21 protein-coding genes are annotated in these 24,717 nt (G+C 38.8%); 6 read left to right on the top strand and 15 right to left on the bottom strand.

Translation table 11 applies throughout. From position 1 onward, the window contains the following. Positions 1–175 precede the first annotated feature (175 nt). From DRW42_RS20240 to ubiE, 12 genes are all read right to left on the bottom strand, one after another. Entirely contained in the window at positions 176–754 is a 579-nt protein-coding gene (locus tag DRW42_RS20240; RefSeq protein WP_113950649.1) for an OmpH/Skp family outer membrane protein, read from the bottom strand. 63 nt (positions 755–817) lie between these two features. Then, positions 818–1,348 (bottom strand): OmpH/Skp family outer membrane protein, encoded by a 531-nt coding sequence (locus DRW42_RS20235; protein ID WP_113950648.1) that lies wholly within the window; start codon positions 1,346–1,348, stop codon positions 818–820. Positions 1,349–1,449: 101 nt separating this feature from the next. Further along, positions 1,450–3,993, bottom strand: a complete 2,544-nt coding sequence (gene bamA, locus DRW42_RS20230) for an outer membrane protein assembly factor BamA (protein WP_113950681.1) — start codon at positions 3,991–3,993, stop codon at positions 1,450–1,452. Positions 3,994–4,144: 151 nt separating this feature from the next. After that, positions 4,145–4,885, bottom strand: coding sequence for an isoprenyl transferase (locus DRW42_RS20225; protein ID WP_113950647.1), 741 nt, complete (start codon positions 4,883–4,885; stop codon positions 4,145–4,147). Between the two features lie 19 nt (positions 4,886–4,904). Beyond that, positions 4,905–5,717, bottom strand: a complete 813-nt coding sequence (porG, locus tag DRW42_RS20220; protein WP_113950646.1) for a type IX secretion system protein PorG — start codon at positions 5,715–5,717, stop codon at positions 4,905–4,907. Between the two features lie 2 nt (positions 5,718–5,719). Then, a complete protein-coding gene (locus DRW42_RS20215; protein ID WP_113950645.1) occupies positions 5,720–6,601 on the bottom strand; it encodes an NAD kinase in 882 nt (293 codons plus the stop codon). Between the two features lie 9 nt (positions 6,602–6,610). Continuing rightward, positions 6,611–7,273 carry a CBS domain-containing protein gene (locus tag DRW42_RS20210; RefSeq protein WP_113950644.1) on the bottom strand — a complete coding sequence of 221 codons (663 nt, stop codon included), beginning with the start codon at positions 7,271–7,273 and terminating at the stop codon, positions 6,611–6,613. Next, positions 7,273–8,037 (bottom strand): alpha/beta fold hydrolase, encoded by a 765-nt coding sequence (locus DRW42_RS20205; protein ID WP_113950643.1) that lies wholly within the window; start codon positions 8,035–8,037, stop codon positions 7,273–7,275. Before DRW42_RS20205 ends, DRW42_RS20210 begins: the two co-directional genes overlap by 1 nt. Before the next feature lie 183 nt (positions 8,038–8,220). Further along, a complete protein-coding gene (locus DRW42_RS20200) occupies positions 8,221–8,667 on the bottom strand; it encodes a GatB/YqeY domain-containing protein (protein WP_113950642.1) in 447 nt (148 codons plus the stop codon). 197 nt (positions 8,668–8,864) lie between these two features. Beyond that, on the bottom strand, positions 8,865–9,623 hold the full coding sequence (locus DRW42_RS20195) for an SDR family NAD(P)-dependent oxidoreductase (RefSeq protein ID WP_113950641.1): 759 nt from the start codon (positions 9,621–9,623) through the stop codon (positions 8,865–8,867). Between the two features lie 90 nt (positions 9,624–9,713). After that, complete coding sequence (gene porT / locus DRW42_RS20190; protein WP_113950640.1) at positions 9,714–10,511, bottom strand: type IX secretion/gliding motility protein PorT/SprT; 798 nt, start codon at positions 10,509–10,511, stop codon at positions 9,714–9,716. Further along, the gene (gene ubiE / locus DRW42_RS20185) at positions 10,508–11,239 is read right to left on the bottom strand and encodes a bifunctional demethylmenaquinone methyltransferase/2-methoxy-6-polyprenyl-1,4-benzoquinol methylase UbiE (RefSeq protein ID WP_208643601.1); all 732 of its coding nucleotides are present in this window, start codon (positions 11,237–11,239) and stop codon (positions 10,508–10,510) included. The genes porT and ubiE overlap by 4 nt, the downstream gene beginning before the upstream one ends. Positions 11,240–11,406: 167 nt before the next feature. Here ubiE and yihA point away from each other — a divergent pair, with 167 nt between their 5' ends. From yihA to DRW42_RS20160, 4 genes are all read left to right on the top strand, one after another. Further along, positions 11,407–12,030 (top strand): ribosome biogenesis GTP-binding protein YihA/YsxC, encoded by a 624-nt coding sequence (gene yihA, locus DRW42_RS20180; protein WP_113950639.1) that lies wholly within the window; start codon positions 11,407–11,409, stop codon positions 12,028–12,030. Between the two features lie 343 nt (positions 12,031–12,373). Next, complete coding sequence (locus tag DRW42_RS20175; protein ID WP_113950638.1) at positions 12,374–13,231, top strand: UbiA-like polyprenyltransferase; 858 nt, start codon at positions 12,374–12,376, stop codon at positions 13,229–13,231. A 109-nt stretch (positions 13,232–13,340) separates the two neighbouring features. Further along, on the top strand, positions 13,341–15,044 hold the full coding sequence (locus DRW42_RS20170) for a M3 family oligoendopeptidase (protein WP_113950637.1): 1,704 nt from the start codon (positions 13,341–13,343) through the stop codon (positions 15,042–15,044). Positions 15,045–15,925: 881 nt separating this feature from the next. Then, positions 15,926–18,349, top strand: a complete 2,424-nt coding sequence (locus tag DRW42_RS20160) for a TonB-dependent receptor (RefSeq protein ID WP_113950635.1) — start codon at positions 15,926–15,928, stop codon at positions 18,347–18,349. 3 nt (positions 18,350–18,352) lie between these two features. On the opposite strand, the gene DRW42_RS20155 is transcribed toward DRW42_RS20160, so the two are convergent. Next, positions 18,353–19,594, bottom strand: coding sequence for an MFS transporter (locus DRW42_RS20155; RefSeq protein WP_244215333.1), 1,242 nt, complete (start codon positions 19,592–19,594; stop codon positions 18,353–18,355). Between the two features lie 265 nt (positions 19,595–19,859). On the opposite strand from DRW42_RS20155, the gene DRW42_RS20150 reads away from it, so the two are divergent. Together DRW42_RS20150 and DRW42_RS20145 are read left to right on the top strand one after the other, a co-directional pair. Beyond that, on the top strand, positions 19,860–21,809 hold the full coding sequence (locus DRW42_RS20150; RefSeq protein ID WP_113950634.1) for an amino acid permease: 1,950 nt from the start codon (positions 19,860–19,862) through the stop codon (positions 21,807–21,809). 6 nt (positions 21,810–21,815) lie between these two features. Next, the gene (locus DRW42_RS20145; RefSeq protein ID WP_113950633.1) at positions 21,816–22,385 is read left to right on the top strand and encodes a transposase; all 570 of its coding nucleotides are present in this window, start codon (positions 21,816–21,818) and stop codon (positions 22,383–22,385) included. A 41-nt stretch (positions 22,386–22,426) separates the two neighbouring features. Here the strand turns inward: DRW42_RS20145 and DRW42_RS28845 are convergent, their stop codons facing one another. Both DRW42_RS28845 and DRW42_RS20140 read right to left on the bottom strand, forming a co-directional pair. Then, positions 22,427–22,579 carry a hypothetical protein gene (locus DRW42_RS28845; RefSeq protein ID WP_158544372.1) on the bottom strand — a complete coding sequence of 51 codons (153 nt, stop codon included), beginning with the start codon at positions 22,577–22,579 and terminating at the stop codon, positions 22,427–22,429. Between the two features lie 2 nt (positions 22,580–22,581). Beyond that, entirely contained in the window at positions 22,582–24,561 is a 1,980-nt protein-coding gene (locus DRW42_RS20140) for a KUP/HAK/KT family potassium transporter (RefSeq protein ID WP_113950632.1), read from the bottom strand. Positions 24,562–24,717: the final 156 nt, after the last annotated feature.

The following is a 24,717-nucleotide window of genomic DNA, read 5'->3' as shown; positions in this document are numbered from 1 at the left end:
ATGTTAGAATGTTGCAAAGTTGGAATGTCTTAGTGTACCTTAAAACCTTCCAACCTTTAAACCTTACAAAATTAAAACCCTCCGAAAACAAAAAAGCGGAACTAAGTTAAACTTAATTCCGCTATATCGTATTTCATTGACTTGAGACTTAGGACTCAAGACTATAGACTAAAACTTATTTCTTAGGTGCAGCTGGTTTTGCAGCAGTTGCAGTGATGCCTAATTTAGTTTTAACTGAAGCAGTAATGTCATCACCACCATCCCAGAAAACTAAGTTGTTACCACCTTGTCCGTTTGCGATGTCGAAAACATAAGCTAAACCTTTTTCTTTAGCTACAGCTGAAATTGCAGTTGCAACTTTAGCCTGGATAGGTTGAAACAATTCGCCTTGTTTAGTACCTATATCCTGCGAAGCTTTGGTACGTGCATCAGTGATACGTTTTTCTAAATCCTGTAATTCCTGACCAGCAACCTGTAACTCTTTACCTACAGTTTCTTTGTTAGCTTCGCTCAAGGTTTTTTCTTTGGCCTGAGCAGCTGCCAGTTTAGTCTGATATTCTTTGATCATAGCATCAATATCAGCTTGTTTTTGTTTACCTAAGGTCTCTAAAGTTGTTTGAGCTGCTTTAGCCTCTGGTAAATTTGCGAATACCTCTTCAGAATTAATGTGACCCAATTTTTGTTGTGCACTTGCCATATTCGCTGTAAACAATAAACCTGCTGCTACAAAGAATACGTTAATTAACTTTCTCATCGTTCTATTTTACTTTTTTTATTTTTTTCTAATTGTTTTTTCTAAAAATACCGGGCGAATATACTAATTATTTACAGTCCCCGGTTTGTAACCTAATTTTACAATTACATCATTACTAACATCGTAACTGCTGCTTGCATAAATCATCATGGTTGCTTCGCTGCTTTTGTCGAAAATGAAATCCAGGTATTTCGATTTTGCAATCTGTTTAATGGCTTCGGCCACTTTATCCTGAATAGGTTTAATCAATTTGATCCTGCTTTGGAAAAGATCACCATCGGGACCAAATTTAGAACGCTGGAATTCTTTTGCCTGTTTTTCTTTTTCGATAATTTCGTTTTCGCGGCGTTTGCGCATATCGTCGGTTAACAAAACCTGATCGGCCTGATAAGCTTTGTACATCCTGTCTATTTCAGAAAAATTCTGATCAACCTGCTGCTGCCATTGTTTTGAGGCTACATCGAGCTGGCTTAATGCTGACTTATATTCGGGCAAATGTTTCAAAATATATTCTGTGTCTACATAAGCAAACTTCTGCGCAAAAGCGCCTATAGAAGTGCAAAGTAAAAATGCGATAAAAAGATATTTCTTCATTTGTGTGTGTGTGTTAAATGATAATTAATAACCTAAGCTTTGTTTAAACTCATCTTAAGATGATTTATTGCATAATTAGTTAATTTTTTACTCTTTATCAATTAAAATCCACCTAATTGTTGTGCGATACTAAAAGTAAAGTTCTGCTTTCCTCCGTCTGATAAACCAGGGATGGTATCAAAGGCATGTCCGTAATCAATACCCAGTAAACCAAATATCGGTAAGAAAATCCTTGCACCAATACCAGCTGATCTTCTGATGTTAAACGGATTAAAATCGCCAAACCTGTTCCAGGTATTACCACCCTCAGCAAAAGCTAAAACGAATGCGGTAGCCTGCTGACTTGAAATAACCGGATAACGCGCCTCAATTACATATTTTGTATAAATCGGGCTACCTGATTGCTGTGCAACACTTGGATCGGCACCGTTAGGAATAACTGCATTGTTTGCATAACCACGCATGGCGATCAACTCCGATCCCTGTAAGAAATCGAATCCCTGCATACCATCACCACCCAGTTTGAAACGTTCGAAGGCTGACTGACCCACAGCTTTATTATACGAACCTAAGAAACCAAACTGTGCCTGAGCTTTAATTACCAGGTTACCGGCAACGCGCTGGTACCATTGCGAATCGAATTTCCATTTGTGGTATTCGGTAAAGCGGTATTTCTGTTTATCAGATGCTGTTGCATAGTTTACTTTATTAAACAACGAGTATGGAGGCGTTGCCTGAATAGTGAAACGTAAGAACGAACCTGATTTAGGGAAAATTGGCGAATCACGCGAATCGCGGCTGATCTCCTGAGATAAGTTTAAGTTATAAGAAGTACCGGTATTAAATAAATAACCGGTATAGTTATTTAAGATATACTGTTGTAAACTCACGGCGTGCGTTAACTGAAAATAGTTATCCGGCCAGTTTAATCTTCTACCCAAACTTACGGTTACACCATTTAAACGGATTTTCTGGAACTGGGCATCGCCATTGCTCAATCCGTTAGATTGTAAAGAGGTAAATGCACTTACACCAAAACTTACCGGTTTCTCGCCACCGAACCATGGTTGTGAGAATGAGAAACTGTACGACTGGTAATATTTACCATTGGTTTGTCCACGTAAACTTAATTTCTGTCCGTCACCTTTTGGTAAAGGTTTGTAAGCTTTTAAATTAAACAGGTTACGTAACGAGAAGTTATTAAAGGTTAAACCTAATGTACCGATAATACGGCCACCACCAAAACCACCTGAAAGTTCAATCTGATCAGAAGGTTTTTCCTCTACAGCGTATTCAATATCTACAGTACCATCGGCCGGGTTAGGGCGTGGTGTAGGAACTGTTTTAGATTCATCGAAGTTACCCAACTGGCCAATCTCACGGATGGTACGGATCAGGTCGCTTTTGTTAAATTTCTGTCCCGGTTTAGTACGGATCTCACGCAATACTACTTTATCATTGGTAATGGTATTCCCTTTTAAAGTAATGCGGTTGTTGGTATATTGTGGTCCTTCGTACATACGTAATTCCACATCAACCGTATCGCCATAAATTTTGGTCTGTACCGGATCGATGTTAAAAGTTAAGTATCCGTTATCGGTATACATACTATTGATATCTCCACCGTTTTCACCACCACCGTTCAATTTTTTATTTAATCTTTCTTCGCTGAACACATCACCTTTTTCGATGGTTAATACTTTTTGCAAAATACTATCCGGGTAAATGGCATTACCTGCCCAGGTAATATTACCGAAGTAATATTTTTTACCTTCGAAAAGGTCCATGCGGATGTTCACTTTTTTACTGTTGTGCTGATAGATGGTATCCTTCAGCAATTCGGCATCACGGTAACCTTTTTCATGCATTTTTGCAATCATTTTTACCTTGTTCTCTTCGTATTTCTCTTTTGAGAATTTTCCGGAACCCCAGAAACGCCACCATGCAAACTGTTTAGGGTTTTTAAGGTATTTTCTGAGTTTTGCTGCTTTAAAATCTTTATTTCCGGTAAAATCGATGTGCTGCACTTTTACGCGGTGCCCTTTATCAATATAAGCCTCTAATACTACGCTGTTTTCGGCATTCGGATCTTTACGGGTTTTGTAATCAATTTTGGTAAAGAAGAAACCTTTATCCAACAGGTACTTTTTAACAATGGCCGAAGTGGTATTGTAAAGGTTATCGTTTACGATTTTACCTGTTTTATCATTCAGTTTTTCCTGAATGGCAGTTTTTTCTGATTTACGGATGCCTTTTAAATCGATAGAGCTTAAACGCGGACGTTCTACCACTTCTATTTCGAAATAAACAGAATCCTGAACAAATTTTTCGATATTAAGCTTCACATCATCAAACAATCCCTGCGCCCAAAGCGTTTTAATCGCATCAGATGTTGCTTCGCCAGGAAGAACGATTTTATCGCCCTTGGTTAATTTAGATAGTGTAATTAATACTTCTTTATCTAAATATTGGGTTCCTGTTACTGTTGTACCACCAATGATATATTCTTTCGGACTAAAATAATCGAGATCTAAGCCACCAACCTTTAAAGAAGGGGTTGCCGGTGCCTGACCTTGTGGACGTACTTGAGCGAAGGCCGGAGCGGCTAAAACTAGTAGAATTAAAACTTGAAATATTTTTTTCATTAAAATTATTTGTTCAGTAATGGCCAATAGGGTAACAGGGTTTTATAAAGCAAAATTTTCTCTGTTGTGTTTCCCTTACTATGGTTCATTTATCGTATAAAAGTGGTGCTAAGTTAGTTTAAACGCTTGTTAAAAAGTGTTAAAAGAAAAATTAGTTTAATTGTTCGCTAATTTTTCCAAAACGGCGCTCGCGTTTTTGATAGTCTACAATAGCCTCGAAAAGATCTTCACGTCTGAAATCCGGCCATAAAACATCAGTAAAATAAAACTCGGTATAAGCCATTTGCCAGAGCAGGTAATTGCTGATCCGGTGCTCGCCGCTTGTCCTGATCATTAACTCAGGATCGGGTATATTTACTGTTGTAAGCTTGGATGAAAACAGGTTTTCGTCGATATCATCCAACGATAGGGCATTATCTTTTACGGCTGATGCAATTTTTTTGGCAGCCTCTACTATTTCCCATTTTGCACTATAACTTAATGCCAGGGTTAGTGTACATTTTTCGTTGTGGGCCGTTTTTGCCATGGCTTCTTTCAAATCATCTATACACTCCTGTGGTAAAGATGCAATATTGCCGATTGCATTAAGCTTAATGTTATTTTTATTAAGTGTTTCAGTTTCTTTGTTGATGGTAGAAATCAGGATCTGCATTAAAGCATCTACTTCTTCTTTTGGCCGGTTCCAGTTTTCGGTAGAAAATGCGTACAAGGTGAGGTACTCTATACCTACTTCTACACAGCCTTCTACAATGTCTTTCACCGAAAGTACACCTTGCTCATGTCCGAAAACCCGCACTTTGCCCTGGCCTTTTGCCCATCTTCCGTTGCCATCCATGATTACGGCAATGTGCTTTGGCAGGCGGCTATAGTCTATTTGTTCTTTAAATCCCATTAATTATGTCAAAATCAGCTTAAAAGGAATAGCATTTTGAGGATACAAAGGTAAAAGATATGCCAACACTAACAAATAGATAAGTGTCCCTTTTTCGAAAATCGCCTCTTTGGGTATTGGGTTGTCCGATCTGGTTAACCGAAGGATCGGATAAATTAACCCGATTCTGGCCATTTCCGGCATAAACAGGGTTGGCCGGATAGCGTCCGCTTACATCGTCAATATAATCGGTAGAGGGCGTTCTGTAACCCAGTTCGGTAAAAACGCTCCACGTATCTTTGTAGTTATAACGCAGTCCTAAACCATAAGGAATGGTTAAAACCACATGTTTATAGCCATTTTCCTGTCCTTCGGTAGCTAAACGATCTAAACGGTACCTATCACCATCTATTTTTACGGTTGGTTTAAAAATAACCAAACCCGCACCTGCAAACAGGTATGGCGTAAACTGCCGGGTTCCGCCACCAAGGTTAAAATTAAAAAAGTTAAAATCAACTATTCCGCTAAATTCATTAAGCGAAGTTTTAAAACGCAGGTTCCTTTCGCGAAACTGCTCATTATCGGAGTTGGCATCGTCGGCCTTTACCTGACCGTAGGTGTAATTTACCCTTAAGCCGAGGTATTGGTTAAAGTTGCGCTTTACATAAGCGCCGGCTGATAAGCCGCTAATTTTCAAATAATTGTTCTGATTAAGGTCGCCGATATAACCCGCTCCACCTGCCATTAAACCAACTTCCCACGAGGGTTCGCCAATCGGCTCCCGCTGAGCACGCACAAGCCCTCCGCTAAAGATGAGAAAGAGGATAAGCAATAGTGGTTTGTTTGGCGTCATACTTAGTAGTTACGGGTATCAATGCCCCATAATAATTTATTCCTTAACGTGTTTAAGTACGTTTCATTGTTAAGGCGGATAAGATTTATGCAAAAATCTGCTTTTTTGATACTTATTTTTACCGATCGCTCTACGGTTACGGTGCGGCTATCGCAGGAAACAAGAAATTTCGATTCCCTGGCCTCCACCTCAAAAGAAAGTTTATGGCCATCAGGCACTACAACCGGCCTCACATTTAAATTATGCGGTGCAATGGGGGTAATGACGAAGTTTTTGGAGTCGGGATAAATAATAGGGCCACCGCAGCTTAACGAGTAAGCGGTAGAACCTGTTGGTGTGGCAATAATCAATCCATCAGCCCAGTACGAATTGATAAACTCATCGTTCATGGAGGCGTGGATAATCATCATGGCCGAATTATCGCGACGGTGGATGGTAATATCGTTCAGGGCAAAATTTTCTTCCCCAAACAAACCATTATCTGATTCTAAGGTTAAAAGTGAACGCGAATCTAAGGTATATTCTCCCTTGCTAAGGGCTTTTAATGCCGATCCGATTTCGTTTTTATTGATACTGGCCAGAAAACCCAAACGACCAAAATTAATCCCGATTACGGGAATGCCTGAGTTACGGATCAATGACAAAGTATCTAACAAGGTTCCATCCCCGCCTAAACTCAATAGTACATCGGCGTGATCTTTAAGCTCAGCGTGGTTATGAAAAATGATGGTATTTGAAGGCAGTTTTATTTTGCCGTGAAGGGATGTTTTAAATTTAGAATATAAAACGGGCTGGATCTGGTGTTCGGCCAGGTGATCGAAAACCTCCTGTACATAAGGCAAAACCGTATCGTTAAAATCTCTCCCGTAAATTGCAATCCTCATAAAGTAGGTTTATACATTTAAGTAATTCATGAAAGAATCGTAACGCTCCTGCGACCCATCATCAATTTGTGTGTTATTGTATACTTCTTTTACCAGATAATCATATCGTTCGAAAGAAGCTACCAATGAAGTAATTTCTGTTTTATTTACTTTGAGCGTTACCTCTAAACGTGTAGAATCTTCGAAAGCGTTTACATAAGAAGAGAGTACCTGTGCATTATCGGCCTCCACAATCTGGGCAATGTGCGCAAGTGAGTTATCGCGGTTACTGATTTCGAGCACAATAATACCACCGGGTTCGTTTACAGCGTATTGTTCTGCAATGGCATCAACCATGTTATTGATAGAAATTAAACCCAGGTAATTTTTCTGCTGATCGAGAACAGGTATAGCAGTAAGTTTTAACTGGCCCAACAACCTGATTGCATCATAGGTATGTGCGTTATTGAGCACAAACACATTAAGTATGTTTACGGCAGCATCGCTTAAAAGCGTATCGTGGTTAGGGATGTTTAACAAATCATCTTCGGATACCAAACCCAGCAAAGTAGCCTCGTTAACAACCGGCAGATGCTTTAATTTAAAATCGTTCATACGATCTAAAGCTTTCTGCACCGTGTCAGCGGTTCTTAATGATGGAATTGCATCTGATATGATTTCTGCAGCAAACATTACTTCAATAATATTCTATCTAAAAATTTATCTAAAAATGTATTAAATATTTCGGGATGCTCCATCATAGGTGCATGTCCGCATTTATCCACCCAGTTTAGTTCCGAATTCGGTAATAACTGGTGAAATTCTTCTGCCACTTCAGGCGGGGTAACTTTATCATTTTTTCCCCAGATCAGTGAAACGGGGATGGTAATTTTTGATAATTCTTTAGCCATGTTATGTCGGATTGCCGATTTAGCCATGGTTAATATCCTGATTACCCTCGATCTGTCGTTAACGGTTTTAAACACATCATCAACCAGTTCTTTAGTTGCCGTTGCCGGATCGTAAAAAGTAAATTCTACTTTTTCTTTGATATAATCGTAACTCTCCCTGCGTGGGAAAGAACCGCCAAAAGCATTTTCATATAAACCGGAACTTCCGGTAAGTACCAGTGCCTTTACAAATTCCTGGTGGGCAACGGTAAATACCAGACCCACGTGGCCACCAAGCGAATTGCCCACAAGCACTACCTGGTTTAAATTTTTATATTTTAAAAAACGGTGCAGGTACCTCGAAAGGGCCTTTACACCAAGGGTTAAAATAGGCAGATCGTAAATGGGCAAAATCGGGATAATTACACGATAGCGATCTTTAAAATGCTCGATAACAAGTTCCCAGTTGCTTAATTCGCCCATCAGGCCGTGCAGCAATACCAGTGTCTCGCCTTTTCCAGCTTCGATGTATTTAAATCCGTCTTCTTCTATTATCGGGTAAGTCATATATATTTTGGATGGTATTGTGCTACTAAGTTAGTAGAGTAAAATTAAATTTATGCATTTCTATGCCATTTTTCTGAAATAAAATCGAAAACGGTATAAAAACCTCGTTTGTAATGCGCAGAGCGCTTAGCGACTGGCGATAAACTAGCCTTAAGCCTTTTAACCCTCTAGCTTTTACCTGGCTTAGGCCAGTTTTTCTTTAACAATCTCGGCAATTAATTTTCCGTCGGCTTTACCGGCCAGTTCCTTATTTGCCAGCCCCATCACCTTACCCATATCCTTAACCGATGTGGCGCCGGATTGTTTGATTACACCTTCAATAATTGCAGTAACCTCTGCCCTATCCAGCTGTTTTGGTAAAAACTGACCAATTACTTCTAATTCTTCTTCTTCTATCAAAGCGAGGTCTTCGCGGTTCTGTTGTTTATATATATCAGCAGATTCGCGACGCTGTTTAATCAGTTTCTGAAGGATTTTGGTTTCAGCTTCTTCCGTAATTTCTTCAGCATGACCTTTTTCTGTACGCGCCAAAAGCAATGCCGCTTTTATTGCCCTTAAACCTCTTAATGTTGCCTGGTCTTTAGCCAACATGGCTTTTTTTATTTCCTGATCTATGGTGTTTGATATCATTTTTTATTGGTTAATCGGTTAACTGTTTACCCTTCGACTACGCTCAGGGGGTTAATTGTTGAATGGCATAATTGTTTAATTGCTGGATTGTTAAATGGTTAAAGCAAATCGCTTCGTTCGCGCCAAACGCTTGTCGCCAAACGCAAAACAGTTAACCAGTTTATACAATTTAAACAATTAACCCCTTTATTAAACAATTAACCTTTATTTATAATCGTTGCTGTTGCCTGTGCAGTTGGCATAATCAGCATGTCGTTAATATTTACATGTTTCGGTCTGCTTACTACGTACCAGATGGCATCTGCAATATCATCCGCAATTAAAGGTTCAAAGTTTTCGTATACCTTTTTTGCACGTTCTTCGTCGCCTTTAAAACGCACCACCGAAAATTCGGTTTCTACCATACCCGGATTAATCGCAGTAACTTTTATACTATGGTTAACCAAATCAATACGCATGCCTTTGGTTAAAGCATCTACTGCATGTTTACTTGCACAATATACGTTTCCGTTTGGATAAACTTCTTTACCGGCAATAGAACCGATGTTGATGATATGACCAGATTGGTTTGGGATCATCCAGTTAGAAACAATTTTAGTTATATAAAGTAAGCCTTTTACATTGGTATCGATCATGGTATCCCAATCGCTGGTATCGCCTTTATCAATAGGATCTAAACCCTGACTCAAACCTGCATTGTTTACCAGCACATCAACCTTTTTCCATTCGGTGGGCAAAATTTCCAAAGTGGCATTAAGGCTATCTTTATCGCGAACATCAGCCAATACCTGCTTAATGGTGATGGCATATTTATCTTCCAGATGATGGGCAATTTTAGCTAAGCGGTCTCCTCTGCGGGCCAATAATATAAGATTGTAACCTTGCTGGGCAAATGTATGCGCACAAGCTTCGCCAATACCAGAAGTTGCGCCTGTAATTAATGCGATTTTAGACATGTTTATGAATTTTAAGTTGCGGGAAACCAAAGCTAACACCTTTTAGGATTTGCCCACATCAACAAAGGTAAGTTTTTTTGGATTGTTAGCTTATTGAAAAATTAAACTGAATGTTAATTGACGTAATTTCAACTTATCTATCGGATTGGCATAAACGGTATTGTCGCGCTGCAACAAATCATTTTTTGAATACGAGAGCTTAATTTCGGGCGACATTTTAAAATATTCGAAGTAAATATCGAAGCCGATACCTGTTTCGTAAGAAAGATAATTACGCTGATTTTTTAACAATTTGTTTACCGGACTTTCACCGTCATCGAAAGTTTTTTTCTTCGAAGCAATATCGATCGAGTATTTTGCACCGCCAAGCCAGTAAACCCTGAAATTGTTTAACCGGTTCGATTTTACTTTTATCCCCAACGGAAATTCGAACATCGTGGCCTGTACTTTCCGTTCAACCACCGTCTGGAAATTTTTGGTCTGCCCGTTGCCTAGATTAATCGGCGCCATTGGCTCGTACTCGTAAGTTACGGTTCTATCACTAAAAATAAGCGAAGGGGTTGCCCTGATATCAAAGTTATCAGAAATCATCCTGTTCATTACAAAACCCAAGCCGAAACCCTGCGAAGCTGTACTGTAAATGGCATTTAACTTTGAAGTTACCGGAAGGCCTGAATTTGGATCGTAAGAAACCTCTAACGAATTTGGCACCTCGTAAAACTGACTGCGCCAGTTCTGCTTTTTAAGGATTTTGTATTCGGCAGAGATGTATTGAAAATTAAAGCCAAAACTCCAGTCTTCGTCATCTATACCACCACCCCAGTTTTGGGCAAAAGCAGTTGCAGATACAGCGAAGAAAGAAAAAATGAGGCTTAATTTTTTGATCATTTGGTTCCTGTGTATATCGAACTTATTCCAAACGTTAAAATTCGCTGTTTGGTACTTTTGAAACCGATTTTTTCCATCAGTTTGGTAAAATCTTCTCCATCAGGGAAAGCGGCTACTGACTCAGGCAGATAAGTATAGGCCCTGTGGTCTTTAGAAAACAGTTTTCCAAAAAATGGTGTTACCTGTTTAAAATAGAAACTGTATAATTGTTTAACCGGAAATACCCTTGGTTTAGAGAACTCCAAAATCACCATTTTGCCATTTGGTTTTAATACCCGGTACATATCGGTTAGTCCTTTTTCCAGGTTTTCGAAATTACGGACACCATAGGCGCAGGTAATGGCATCGAAAGTATTATCCTCGAAATGCAGCCCTTCTGAATCGCCCACCTGTACGGTAAAAGTTTCGTTCAGGTTACGCTCGTTGATTTTCTTTTTGGCCACCTCGAGCATACCTTCTGAAATATCTACACCGATTACCTTTTCGGGATGAAGTTTTTTAATGGCTTCAAAAGCGAAATCGCCCGTTCCGGTAGCCACATCAAGCATAATCCGTGGTTGGATAGAAACCAGTTCCTTAATGGCTTTCTTACGCCACAACACATCAATGCCTAAAGAAAGGAAATGGTTTAAAAAATCGTAAGTGCCCGAAATATTATTGAACATGGTTGCAACCTGCTCTTTTTTAGTTGCATCTTCTACTTGGTATGGAGTGATATTCTGATTCATGATATGTGGCAAAGATAGAGAAAAAGTCGGGAGTCTTTAGTCCGAAGTCCGAGGTATTGGCTCAAAGTATTCAGCCAATTGTCAAAAATCAGATCCGGAAAAGATTATCAATTTAGACTTCAGACTTCCGACTTCGGACTTCGGACTCAAAACCCTACCTTTGTACCATGATTATCAAAACGGCAACATTTGTTTGCAGCAACACCCAGATCTCGGCACTGCCGGCGCCTTTAATGCCCGAATATGCGTTTATTGGTCGCTCTAATGTGGGTAAATCTTCACTGATCAATATGTTGGTTAACCAGCATGGATTGGCAAAAACCTCTCAGCGCCCGGGGAAAACCCAGCTGATTAACCATTTTTTAATTAACGAAGCCTGGTACATTGTCGATTTACCCGGTTATGGTTATGCCAAAGTTTCGAAAACCAGCAGGGAGAAATGGGAAAAATTTATCCGCGCTTATATTACCAAAAGGGAAAGTTTACAATGCGTTTTTGTGCTTATAGATAGTCGTTTAGAACCACAGGGAATTGACATCGAGTTTTGCTACTGGTTAGGCGAAAAACAGATTCCCTTTTCATTAATTTTTACCAAAGCAGATAAACAGGGCATGACCACCACCCAGAAAAATGTTGCTGCGTTTAAGAAAAAGTTAGGTGAATTTTTTGAGGAAATCCCTACAACCTTTATTACTTCTGCCGAAAAAGCAGTAGGAAAAGATGAGGTTTTGAGCTTTATCTATGAAGTAAATAAGGATTTTGTAGTACCAAAAGAATATAAAAAGTTTTAATTGGTTCATTTGTTTATTGGTCAATGGTTTGATAGTTCATGGTTTGGTTGTATATAACATGGTGCAGAAAGTATTTAACGATTAGCCAATCAATACAATTAACCGATTTAAACAATTAACCAGTTAACCATGAATAAACAATTTACAATCCTACAAGTAAACAATTTAGCTAAACAGTTACCCCCTGAGCGTAGTCGAAGGGTAAACAATTAACTATAATCAGTTTACAGTAGGCAATTTGCAGTTAGCAATATAGCAATCCTGCAATAAAGCAATTTACCAGTTAACCACAGATAAACAATTACCAGTTAACCAATTTATACAGTTAACCTTTTCTAATTAAATGAAAAAATACTTTTCACTCGTATTATTCGCCCACTCTGTTTTTGCGCTTCCATTTGCCATGATTGGCTTTTTTTTGGGTGTAACCACAACAGAAAATCCATTTTCGTGGTATAAACTGATCCTGGTTTTGCTCTGTATGGTTTTTGCCCGTAACTCGGCCATGGCCTTTAATCGCTATCTTGACAGGAATATAGATGCCAAAAATCCACGTACCAAAATGAGGGATATTCCGGCGGGCAAGGTTTCGGCAAACGAAGCATTAATTTTCGTCATAATCAATTGTGTGCTTTTTGCCATTACCACATACTTTATTAACCCACTTTGTTTTTATTTATCGCCAGTAGCACTGTTTGTGGTTTTATTTTATAGCTATACTAAAAGATTTACGGCCTTATGTCACCTGGTATTGGGTTTAGGTCTTTCTCTTGCTCCCATCGGTGCTTATATTGCAGTTACCGGACATTTTGCATTGGTGCCTGTTTTATATTCGTTAACGGTACTTTTTTGGGTGAGCGGATTCGACATTATTTACGCTTTACAGGACGAAGAATTTGACCGTGAAGAGCAATTACATTCCATTCCATCGGCACTTGGCATTAAAAATGCTTTAAATGTTTCGGTGCTGTTGCATATATTATCGGCTACCTGTGTAATTTTACCTGTGTTCTTTACATCTTTTAGCTGGGTATATTACGTAGGTATAGTGTTTTTCTGTTCGATGTTGATTTATCAGCACCTATTGGTTAAACCGAACGACATCAGCAAGGTAAACAGGGCTTTTCAAACCTTAAATGGTTATGCATCGGTGGTATTTGCTGTATGTTTTTTGCTAGACGCTTATTTGAGACATAAATAATAATGATTGAATGAGTGAGTTTTGAATGGGAGAATGACAAACATTCACTCAATCATTAATTCAATAATTAAACATCATTCAATAATTCTATCCTTCAATAATTACAAAAATGATAACTAAGAAACCCAGAACATATATCCCACAGGAATTAACCATTACCTGGGAAAATTTAGAACCACTTTTTACTGAATTACAGAACCGCGAAATAAGCAGCACAACGGAATTAGAACAATGGTTAAAAGACCGCTCTGAACTGGAAGCCGCTTTGGAGGAAGATTTTGCCTGGCGCTACATTAAAATGAGCTGCGATACGGCAAATGAAGAGCTGGTTAAGAATTTTCAGTATTTCGCCACGGAGATAGAACCAAAAATTTCTCCTCTGGCCAACGAGCTGAATAAAAAATTTGTAGAAAGTCCGTTTATGGAGGATCTCGACAAAGAAAAATATTTCGTTTATAGTCGTGCCATTAAAAAAGCTTTAGAACTTTACCGTGATGAAAATATTGAACTTTTCACCGAACTGCAGGTAAAACAACAGAAATACCAAAGCACTACAGGTGCGATGAGTGTAGAAATTAACGGCCAGGAATATACTTTGGAGCAGGCTTCGGTCTTTGTTAAGGATTTAAATCGCGAGGTACGTGAAAACGCCTGGAAAACCATTCAACAACGCCGTTTGGTTGATAAGGACGATTTAAATATCTTATTCGATGAACTGATTAAACTGCGTACCCAGGTGGCGCTAAATGCAGGTTTCGAAAATTACCGAGATTACATGTTCCAGGCTTTGGGACGTTTCGATTATACTGCACAGGATTGTTATGATTTTGCCAATGCGATTGAAAAGGAAATTGTTCCGATTTTAAAAGAACAGGCCGAAAAACGCCGCGAAGCTTTGAGTTTAGAAGTGTTAAAACCCTGGGATCTGGAAGTAAGCATTAGTGGCAAACCAGCTTTAAAACCTTTCAACAATGGTGAAGAACTGATTGATAAAAGTATTGCCTGCTTTAATGCAATAGATGAAAAACTGGGCGAAAAACTTGCCACTATGAAAGCCAACAACCTTTTTGATGTAGAAAGCAGAAAAGGTAAGGCGCCGGGCGGTTACAACTACCCTTTGGCCGAAACAGGAGCACCATTTATTTTTATGAACTCGGCAAATTCGCTGCGCGATTTAACCACCATGGTGCATGAAGGCGGACATGCCATCCATACTTTTTTAACGGCCGGCTTAGAACTCAACGATTTTAAACACTGCCCTTCTGAAGTAGCCGAACTGGCCTCGATGAGTATGGAATTGATCTCTATGGATAAATGGGATGTATATTTCGACAATGAGGAAGATTTAAACCGTGCTAAAAAAGAGCAGTTGGCAGATGTTTTAAAAACTTTGCCATGGGTTGCAGTAATTGATCAGTTTCAACACTGGATTTACACCAACCCTACGCATACTGCAGCCGATCGTGAAGAAACTTTTAAACAGATTTATAACCGTTTTGGTGCAGGTTTTGCCGACTGGACAGATCTGGAACAGCAATTTGGTAACGGATGGCAGAAACAACTGCACCTGTTCGAAGTTCCTTTTTATTATATCGAATATGCCATTGCTCAATTAGGCGCCATTGCCGTTTGGAAAAACTATAAAGAAAATCCTGAAAAAGCATTGGATCAATACCTAGCAGCACTTTCTTTGGGTTACACTAAACCAATGAATGAAATATATGAAACCGCAGGAATCAAATTTGATTTCAGCGCAGAATATGTGAAAGAACTTGCTGGTTTTGTAAAATCGGAGCTTGAGAAATTGGGATAAGGCTGAAGTTGGAAGGTAGAGGGTTGAAGGTTTTCCCCTCACTGTTATATAAATGAAAGTCGTGGTATAATGCCACGACTTTTTTGTTACACTAACAACAGCAGCCGTCACCCTGAATTTATTTCAGGGTCTATTTGCGAGAAAATGCTAAATCTAGTCTCACTCTGGTCCTAGGGTCTCGCTAAGACCTCTCTATTTTTGCCACGGAAACACAGTAGGCACGGACTATTCGACTCTCACTAAAATCAACACATTTAAAAAAGTTCGTCCGACTGGAACGCAGTGAAGCGGAGAAGATTTACTAAGAGACAGATTTAGCTTCTCTAAGCTATTACGTGGTTTTCGACTACATTGTGCACTCCGCAACCATTGACATTATTTAGTAATCTATTAATAATAAGCGCCTTATTGGTTGCCTGCATTTCCGTCCAGCTAGGCCAAAGCACTACCTCACCGTTCTCCTTAATTCCGGCCTAATAAATTTTTCGGGCTCCACCGACAAAGCCAACTTACTTGCTTCCAAAGAAAAATTTTCAGCCGGCGTTTTTTGGTTCTTTTTGACGCCAAAAAGAAGGAGCCCTTCGGCGGCGGCGAGCCGAAACAAGAATGAGCTGCAGGGCAAAAAATCAATTATATACGTCATTAATATTGACTTTTATGAAATAAATTCAAACTCTAAATGGTGGTAGCGCAAAACAATAGCCATTCTGCCCAACACCAATAAACAAATGACCAATGAACGACTAAACCATAGAATGTAAAAATATGTTAATTGGGTTAAACATTGTTAAAAATCAGCACTTAACGCACCTAATGACTTAGTTTCGTTCTAATTCCTAATCAGATAAAGGAAAAACTAATCATCAGCTCCCTAATTAACAATGAAAATATTCTCACTAAATTTTCTGTTCTCTCTATTATTTTTAAATGTAGTTTTTGCACAGACAACAAAAATCCGCATTAGCGGTAGCGTAATCACCAAAAACGGCATCAGGGTTTCTGCCAATCTTAAATTTACAAGCCAGGCAGATACTACATTTTTTAAATTTGTTACTACCAATCAGGATGGCCACTATGTATTAGAAAACTTCCCAACGGGTAAATTCAAAGTTGTGGTTAAGGCAGTGGGTTATAAAACAGTTGAAGAAATTTTTGAGCCAATTGCCGGCAAAACCCAAATGGATTTAAGCTTTAACCTCAATCAGGAGGTAAACGAATTAGAAAGTGTCGTAATAGCCGGTCGTAAGGCACTAATCGAACGCCATAACGATAAAACGGTAATGAATGTTGAAAACAGCATTGTTTCAACCGGAAATACCGCTCTCGAAATATTATCTAAAATGCCGGGGGTATCTGTCAATCAGGACGGGGTAATCAGCATTAAAGGAAAATCGGGCGTAAATGTACTGATTGATGGAAAATCGACATATTTATCAGCCGAACAGCTGGCCACGCGACTGCGATCGTTAAATGATAACGAAATTAAAACGATCGAATTTATTACCAGTCCATCTTCAAAATATGATGCCGAAGGCAATGCAGGTATCATCAACTTTAAGCTGAAAAAGAATGCTAATTATGGCACCAATGGAAATATAGATTTAGGCTTCGGCTATGGGAAAAATTCTAAAAGTGATGCAGGAATATCCATTAACCACCGCAACAAAAACCTGAACATTTTTGGAAGCTTCGCGAACAATAATAACAAAGCAAGCGAAAACCTCGATATTTTAAGGATTGTAAAAGGCAGCGATCAGGATACTTATTTCCACCAGTACAATACGCAGATAAGATCTACGCATAACAACAATTACAAGGCAGGAATCGACTATTTTATTAATGACAACAATACCCTTGGTTTCTTAACTACAGGCTATTTTAACAATGGTCACGATTCATCAAATGGTGGTACAGCCATCGGACAAAATTTTACAGATACAGATTCTTCGATCATTGCCGATAACCCGGCAAAGAACAAATACCGTAATCAGGCCTATAATCTGAATTACAAAAGTGTAATCGATACGCTTGGCCAGGAACTTTCTATCGATCTCGATTATGCAAAGTACCACAGTGAAGAAAATACACTTTACCAGAATTTCTTTTTCGATCAGAACGGGGCAAATTATAAATCGCCGGCCATTTTCAGGAATGCCACACCTTCCTTTATCAAAATCAGGGCTGCAAAAATTGACTATACCATACCGTTGAGCGCCCGTACAAAATTAGATATGGGATTAAAAAGCAGTTGGGTAAGTACCGATAACGATTTTCAGTTCGAAAATCAGATCGGGACAGACTGGAAGAACGATGTAAGCAGAAGCAATCATTTTATTTACGACGAAAACATCAACGCAGCCTACGGAAGCCTGAAACACGAATTTAAATCAACCAGTATTGAAATTGGTTTAAGAATGGAACAAACCAACTCCAAAGGAAATTCCATTAACGACAATAAGATCGTGGAACGCAGTTATTTTGACTTTTTCCCAAATTTTAGTGTTAATCAAACCTTAAATCCGAATAGTGAGATCGGTTTTTCATATAACAGAAGGATCGACCGTCCTGATTATAAATCGCTAAACCCGTTTGTATATTTTGTTGATCTCTATACCTTTAGTCAGGGCAATCCCTTTCTTAACCCACAGTATACCAATACATTGCAACTTTCATACAATTACAAAAAGGCTTTAAACATTTCGCTGGGTTACAGCATTACCAATAACCTGATTCTTGATGTATTACTACCGGAAAACGAGAAAAAAACGCTTTATCAAACGGTAAAAAACCTTGATAAACAATATGCTTATGATTTAACGGTTGGCTACCCTACCACGGTTACGAAATTCTGGAGCATGGACAATACACTTACCAGCACTTACAACCAAATCAAAACCGAAAATTTAGGTAACGGTGTTTACAACAGGAAAAAAGTGAATTTTATGTTCAACAGCAGTCACACTTTTACCCTTAGCCCAACCACCGCGGCAGAACTTTCGGGCGAGTATGCATCATCACAGATTTACGGCACTTATGCCATTAAACCTTATTATGGGATAGATTTAGGACTTAAAAAATCATTTTTTGATAAAAAATTCAATGTTAAACTTGCTGCCAATGATGTACTCAATTCCAGAAAAGCAAGAATCAGCAGTGCACTTTCTGGTTTAGATTACAACCTCACCCAAAAACAGGAAACCAGGGTTTACCGGCTCAGTTTAAACTACATTTTTGGCAGCAGCAGCATTAAAGGTACCCGCGAACGCAAAACCAGCGTAACCGACGAGGAAGGCCGCATAAAATAAACCTTATGCTTCGTTTTTCTGCCTGATCCTTGAAATGATAAACATCACTAAAACTGATAACAGAATCATAATCAGATAACTGTGGCTCAGGTTGCGTTCATCTTTAGCCGGGATCAGGTTTACCACGCCATAACTCAAAAAAGAAACAATTACGTATGTAAAACCTCCTGTTAAACCACCTGCAATCCCTGCATTTTTCGGGAATTTGCTTAAACAGAAAGTAAAGTAGTTGTTAAAAGTATAACCCGCACCAACGTGGATAATAAACGCAAAGAAAATCAGCGACCATAAGTTTGAAACGAAATTTAAACTTATCATCATCAGCACAACAAAAGCAACCTGTAATAGTGAATTGATCATTAACCTTCTAAAGAAGGGTTTATTAATAGTTGCTTTACCAATAAAACCACCAACCATCCAGGCAAAACCCAAAAACAATGAGCTGTATCCTGCCACAACCGGCGAAAAATTTAAGTGATGCTCGATAATAAACGGGCCTGTCATATTGTAAACCATCACCATACAATAAGCCAAACCTAACATTACAATGCCCAGCGTAAAACTGGTGGTTTTAATCATTTCTGCATAGATACCTGTAATCTTTTTAAGTTGAAAATCGGTAAAATGCCTTAAAGTTTCACCACTGAATACAATCTCCAACAAAGCAAAAACGACAGCAAATCCCGCCAAAAAATAGAAGTTAGATTCCCAGCCAAAAGCAGTTTGCAGATAACCGCCTATAAATGGCGCTACAATTGGTCCGGTACTCCAGATAATGGAAAACAGGCTTAAATAATGTTTTAACTGATCGCCCTCAAAAAGATCGACAAAGTATGCCCTTTTTGCCACCACAATGGCCCCAACGGTAACCCCATGGATTACACGCATAAAATAAATGAGGTAAATATTATGACTTGTGGCGATAACAATGCTTGCAACTGCGAAAATCAACAGGGAATAAAGACAGATTTTATACCGCCCAAAACTATCCAGCACGCTACCAATAAACAGTTGCGAAACCCCGTAACTAATCAAAAAGATACTTAAAGTAAGCTGAACCTGAACATTACTGACGTTTATGGCCGCCGCCATATCAGGCAAAGAAGGGATATAAATATCGGTGGCAAAACCCGAAATCGGGAGGAGCGCAAAAGCCAGTAAAGTGGCAATGCCCTGGTTACGTTCTTTGATATATTTTATTGGTGCTGTATTTGCATTCATGATGGTACTCTGATTGTAATTCATATTCTAATCAAACAAGATTTTTAACAAATTCTATTACCTGATTGATTAACCTAGGCAAAAGTAACACTATTCAAAATGTCAAAATTATGCGAATCAAATAAAGGATTATTCAAGCCAAATAATCGTAATTTTTGACTTAAAATCAATAATCGATCAATTTTTAAACACATTTTGCGCCCCAAATAACCTGTAATGAAAATTATATGCGGCTTTAAACGTTTTTAGCCAAACTTTTTATAAGTTTGAAGAAACAAGCAAATAAAAGATGTTCGAAAAGCTATTCAGAAAGAAATCCATTTCCAAGATATTACAAGATGCAGCAAAAGGCTATGGCGACCACGAAAACACACTTCATAAAACATTAGGTGTCCGCGATTTAACCGCCTTTGGCATTGCAGCAATTATTGGTGCTGGTATTTTTAGTACGATTGGCAAGGCAAGCGCCGATGGCGGTCCGGCTGTAATCTTTTTATTTATTTTTACTGCTGTTGCCTGTAGTTTCGCGGCTTTTGCCTATGCAGAATTTGCCTCTATGGTTCCCGTTTCGGGCAGTGCTTATACCTATTCTTATGTGGCTTTCGGCGAACTGGTTGCATGGATTATCGGCTGGTCGCTCATTATGGAATACTCCATCGGGAATATTACCGTAGCCATATCATGGTCTGATTACTTTACAGGACTACTCTCCACCATAAAAATACCTTTCCTCGGCATAGATGGCATCCATGTACCTGATTGGATGACCATGGATTACCTGAGTGCCTACAATGGACATAAACATGCCGAAGCACTTTTAGCCGCAGGCAAAAGCCTTTCAGCATTAGATCCGGCCACAGCTTTGGCCAATAATGCATGGCTTACCGCACCGCAGATTGGCGGCTTTCACCTGGTGGCAGATATCCCAGCCCTAGGTATTATTATCCTGATTACCTGGTTAATATACCGCGGTATGAAAGAAAGCCGTAATGCGAGTAACGCTATGGTGGTGGTAAAACTGGCCGTAATCCTTTTGGTTTTAGCGGTTGGTATATTTTATGTAGATACTAAAAACTGGAATCCGTTTGCACCTAATGGTGTTTCAGGAATATTAAAAGGCGTTTCGGCAGTGTTTTTTGCCTATATCGGTTTCGATGCCATTTCTACCACTGCTGAGGAATGTAAAAATCCACAGCGCGATTTACCGCGCGGTATGATGTGGGCCATCATCATCTGTACCATACTTTACGTTGCTATTGCGTTGGTTTTAACCGGTATTGTAAAATCAGATACTTTAGCGGTTGGCGATCCGTTAGCCTTCGTTTTCGACCAGATTAATTTAAAATTAATGAGCGGTATTATCGCCGTAAGTGCTGTTTTTGCAATGGCAAGCGTACTTTTGGTTTTCCAGATGGGACAACCACGCATCTGGATGAGCATGAGCAGAGATGGATTATTACCTAAATCATTTTCAAAAATCCACCCGAAATATAAAACACCTTCGTTTGCCACGATTGTGGTTGGTTTTGTAGTGGCTGTTCCCTCGTTATTTATGAACCTCACCATTGTTACCGATCTTTGTTCTATCGGTACCTTATTTGCTTTCGTTCTGGTTTGCGCAGGTGTTTTGGTGTTGCAGAACAGGCCTGATGTACAACGCGGAAAGTTTAAAATCCCTTATGTAAACAGTAAATTTATCATTCCAATTGCTTTTATAGCTGCCATCGTTTTTGCTTTTACACAATACGGTAAAGAAACCAAAGCATTCTTTTTCAATTCGCCCAAAACTATCCAGACGGTAACTTTTGTTACTTCTTTAAGTGGCGATGAATTAAAAATTGTAAAAGAAGAAATTGTTAAAAATGCAGCACCACAGATCATTCTTGCAGAAAAAGTTGATGCAGAATCTTACCTGAGTGCTTTACCTGCCGACCGCTACGAACAGTTTATTTCGGCTTCAAAAGTATCTGTAGAAAAGAAATATGAAAGTGGCTGGTGCCTGTTTAAACATAAAATCCCGATGTGGATCTTTTTGATCATCTGCGTGATCATCACTTTTTACTGTATTACCAAAAACTTATCGTTAATCCCGGTTTTAGGGTTAATCAGTTGTTTGTACATGATGTGCGAACTCGGTATTTCTAACTGGATCGGTTTTGGGATCTGGCTGGTAGTTGGCCTCGTAGTTTACTTTGCTTATGGTTACAAGCATAGTAAATTGGCAAATCCCGAAAGTTAAAATCAGATGAAATATAATCCTTTAATACATCATCGGAGATCAATCAGGTTAAAGGGTTACGACTATTCACAGGCAGGCGCTTATTTTATCACCATCTGCTGTGAAGATAGGATACATAGATTTGGAAAAATTTCAGGCAATGAAATGATTTTAAATCAATCAGGAACAATTGCTTACAATGAATGGATTAATTTATCTGATAGATTTCCAAATTTCGAACTCGATGTTTTTCAGATCATGCCTAATCATATGCATGGCATCATAGTTCTAAAAGACGTCGGGGCGACCGTTGCGGTCGCCCCCGAAAATAATGCCAAAGAAGAAAATACCCACGAAGAAAACTCCAGGGCGACCGCAAGGGTCGCCCCGACTATCGCTAACATCATTGGGGCATATAAATCAATAGTCTCAAATGCTTGCCTGCAATTATTTAAATCACACAACAAAACAATGGGCAAACTTTGGCAAAGAAATTATTACGAGCGCATCATCCGAGATGAAAGCGCATATCATAATATTTCTAATTATATCATCAACAACCCCAGCAAATGGAACGAAGATAAATTCCATTTATAATACAAAAAATCCCCTTTAATTTTATTGAAAGAGGATTTCATTTATTTCTTTTTGACAAAACCTATCGCGGTTATCATCACCAGCCCCAATGCGGAGGCAATCAGGTAATTATTGGCATAATCGAGGTGGTAGATCTTAGCAGCAGGCCCCGCAATAAACAGCAGAATACCCAAAATTAAAAGTGCATTTCTCATCTTTAAACAGGTAACCTGTGCAGTTCAATATCATCTGGTGTAACAAAAATTAAAGGCACTTTTTCTACATCCACATAACTGCTATCCAGACCAAAACTGCGCTCTTCCGACAAACTTAATTTTTTAAGGATAAAGTAGTAATCCATAATCGTGCGCTCGTAGAAACTTAATTTCGTAAACTTAGACAGGTGTTTTTCTAAAAGTACAAACCTGAAATCGCCGGCAATTTTATGTTTATTTAGCGATGTATACTGACTCGTAATATCAATTTCGCCGTTTTTAACCAACTCCTCAACCACTTTACGGTAAAGCAGGTTTACACGCTGTTCGATCCTGAAACCTAATCTAAAATCAATCCTGATTAGTTTCCCCGGAATTAAAAATTCTACCTTATAATCTAGCGTATAAGGTTCATCCATCACATCAACGTGCACCAGCCAGTAAACATCGGCACGTTTTGGCTCTTTCTGAATAATTGAATAGATAATCTTCGATTCAATCTCCGTTTTAAAGTTTGCACTGGTTAAATACACCAGTTGAGAAGAATATTTCGGAACCGATTCATCATTGCTCAGCTCACTTAAAATCTCGTAATAATCTTCAATTTCAACATATTTTACGAAACGGTTTTTAATCTTACGAGCTATAAACCAGCTCCACATTACGGTAAATAATGCCGATCCGATCAATACCGTTAACCAACCACCATCAGAGAATTTGTGCAGGTTACTGAAAAGGAAAGTACCCTCAATCAATACATATACCGAAATAAAAATAGCAATAAGGTATTTCGGGAAGCGTTTGCTTCTTAAATAAACACTCACCAAAATGGTGGTCATCAACATCGCTATGGTAATAGAAAGTCCGTACGCAGCATCCATCTTAGAAGATTCTTTCCAGAAGAATACAATGCTACAGCATCCTAACCAAAGCATCCAGTTGATGGATGGCACATAAAGTTGTCCTTTTTGAACCGATGGATAAACAATTTTGATTTTTGGCCAAAGGTTTAAACGCACAGCTTCTGAGATTAGCGTAAACGAACCACTGATTAAAGCCTGACTGGCAATAACCGCAGCCATAGTGGCTAAAATCACCATTGGTACCTGGAAATGACTCGATATAATTTGGAAAAAAGGATTCATTTTCGAGCTTGGCACAAAAGTACCTTCGTTCTGTAAGATCCATACACCCTGACCGAGGTAATTTAAAATCAAGGTTATTTTAACAAAAATCCAGCTAATCCTGATATTGTTACGGCCGCAATGCCCTAAATCAGAATACAGTGCCTCGGCTCCTGTGGTACATAGAAAAACACCGCCCAAAATAATAAATGCCTTACTATTGGTGGCGAGTAAATGTACGGCATAATATGGATTAAGTGCCTTTAATATGCTAAGGTCTTTAACGATAAACAAAAGTCCGGCGATACCCAAAACAGTAAACCATACAAACATTACCGGCCCAAAAAGCTTGCCTACAAGGTTGGTTCCAAATTGCTGGATTACGAAAAGTACTGTTAAAATGGCGATTACCACCGGAACAACCGGTATATCGAACTTGTTGGTTAATCCTTCAATGGCCGATGTTACCGTAATACTGGGTGTAATTACCCCATCGGCTAAAAGTGCACATCCGCCCACTACTGCTGGTACAATTAGCCATTTTGCTTTTTTCCTTACTAAAGAGAATAAAGAAAAAATACCACCCTCACCTTTGTTATCGGCCCTTAATGTAATGATAACGTATTTAATTGTGGTTTGCAGCGTTAATGTCCAAATGATGCAGGAAAGAACTCCAAGAACAACATCAGTAGTAATTGATCCGGGATGATGTACAACACCTTCTCTTACGCCTAAAATGCTGGTAAAAATTGCGTTGAGTGTATATAAGGGTGATGTACCAATGTCACCAAACACAATTCCTAAACTAATTAGAACACCGCCGGCGGTTAACGCGTTGACATTTTTATGATTTGACACTTCGTTGATATTTTTAGTGCGGCAAAAGTAAACTAACTATAACAATTTAACAACCAAAATATTGTGTATTTTTAACACTATGAAAATAAATTTTTATTGTTAAATTGTGTTAAATTATGGGTTTTAAACAAAATGTTTAATTTCTTTGTTTTAAAT

The sequence above is a fragment of the Pedobacter miscanthi genome (assembly GCF_003315595.1).
In the GTDB taxonomy this organism is placed as follows: domain Bacteria; phylum Bacteroidota; class Bacteroidia; order Sphingobacteriales; family Sphingobacteriaceae; genus Pedobacter; species Pedobacter miscanthi.
The sequence above is the reverse complement of the archived record's forward strand: the minus strand, read 5'-3'. Positions and strand labels throughout refer to the sequence as shown.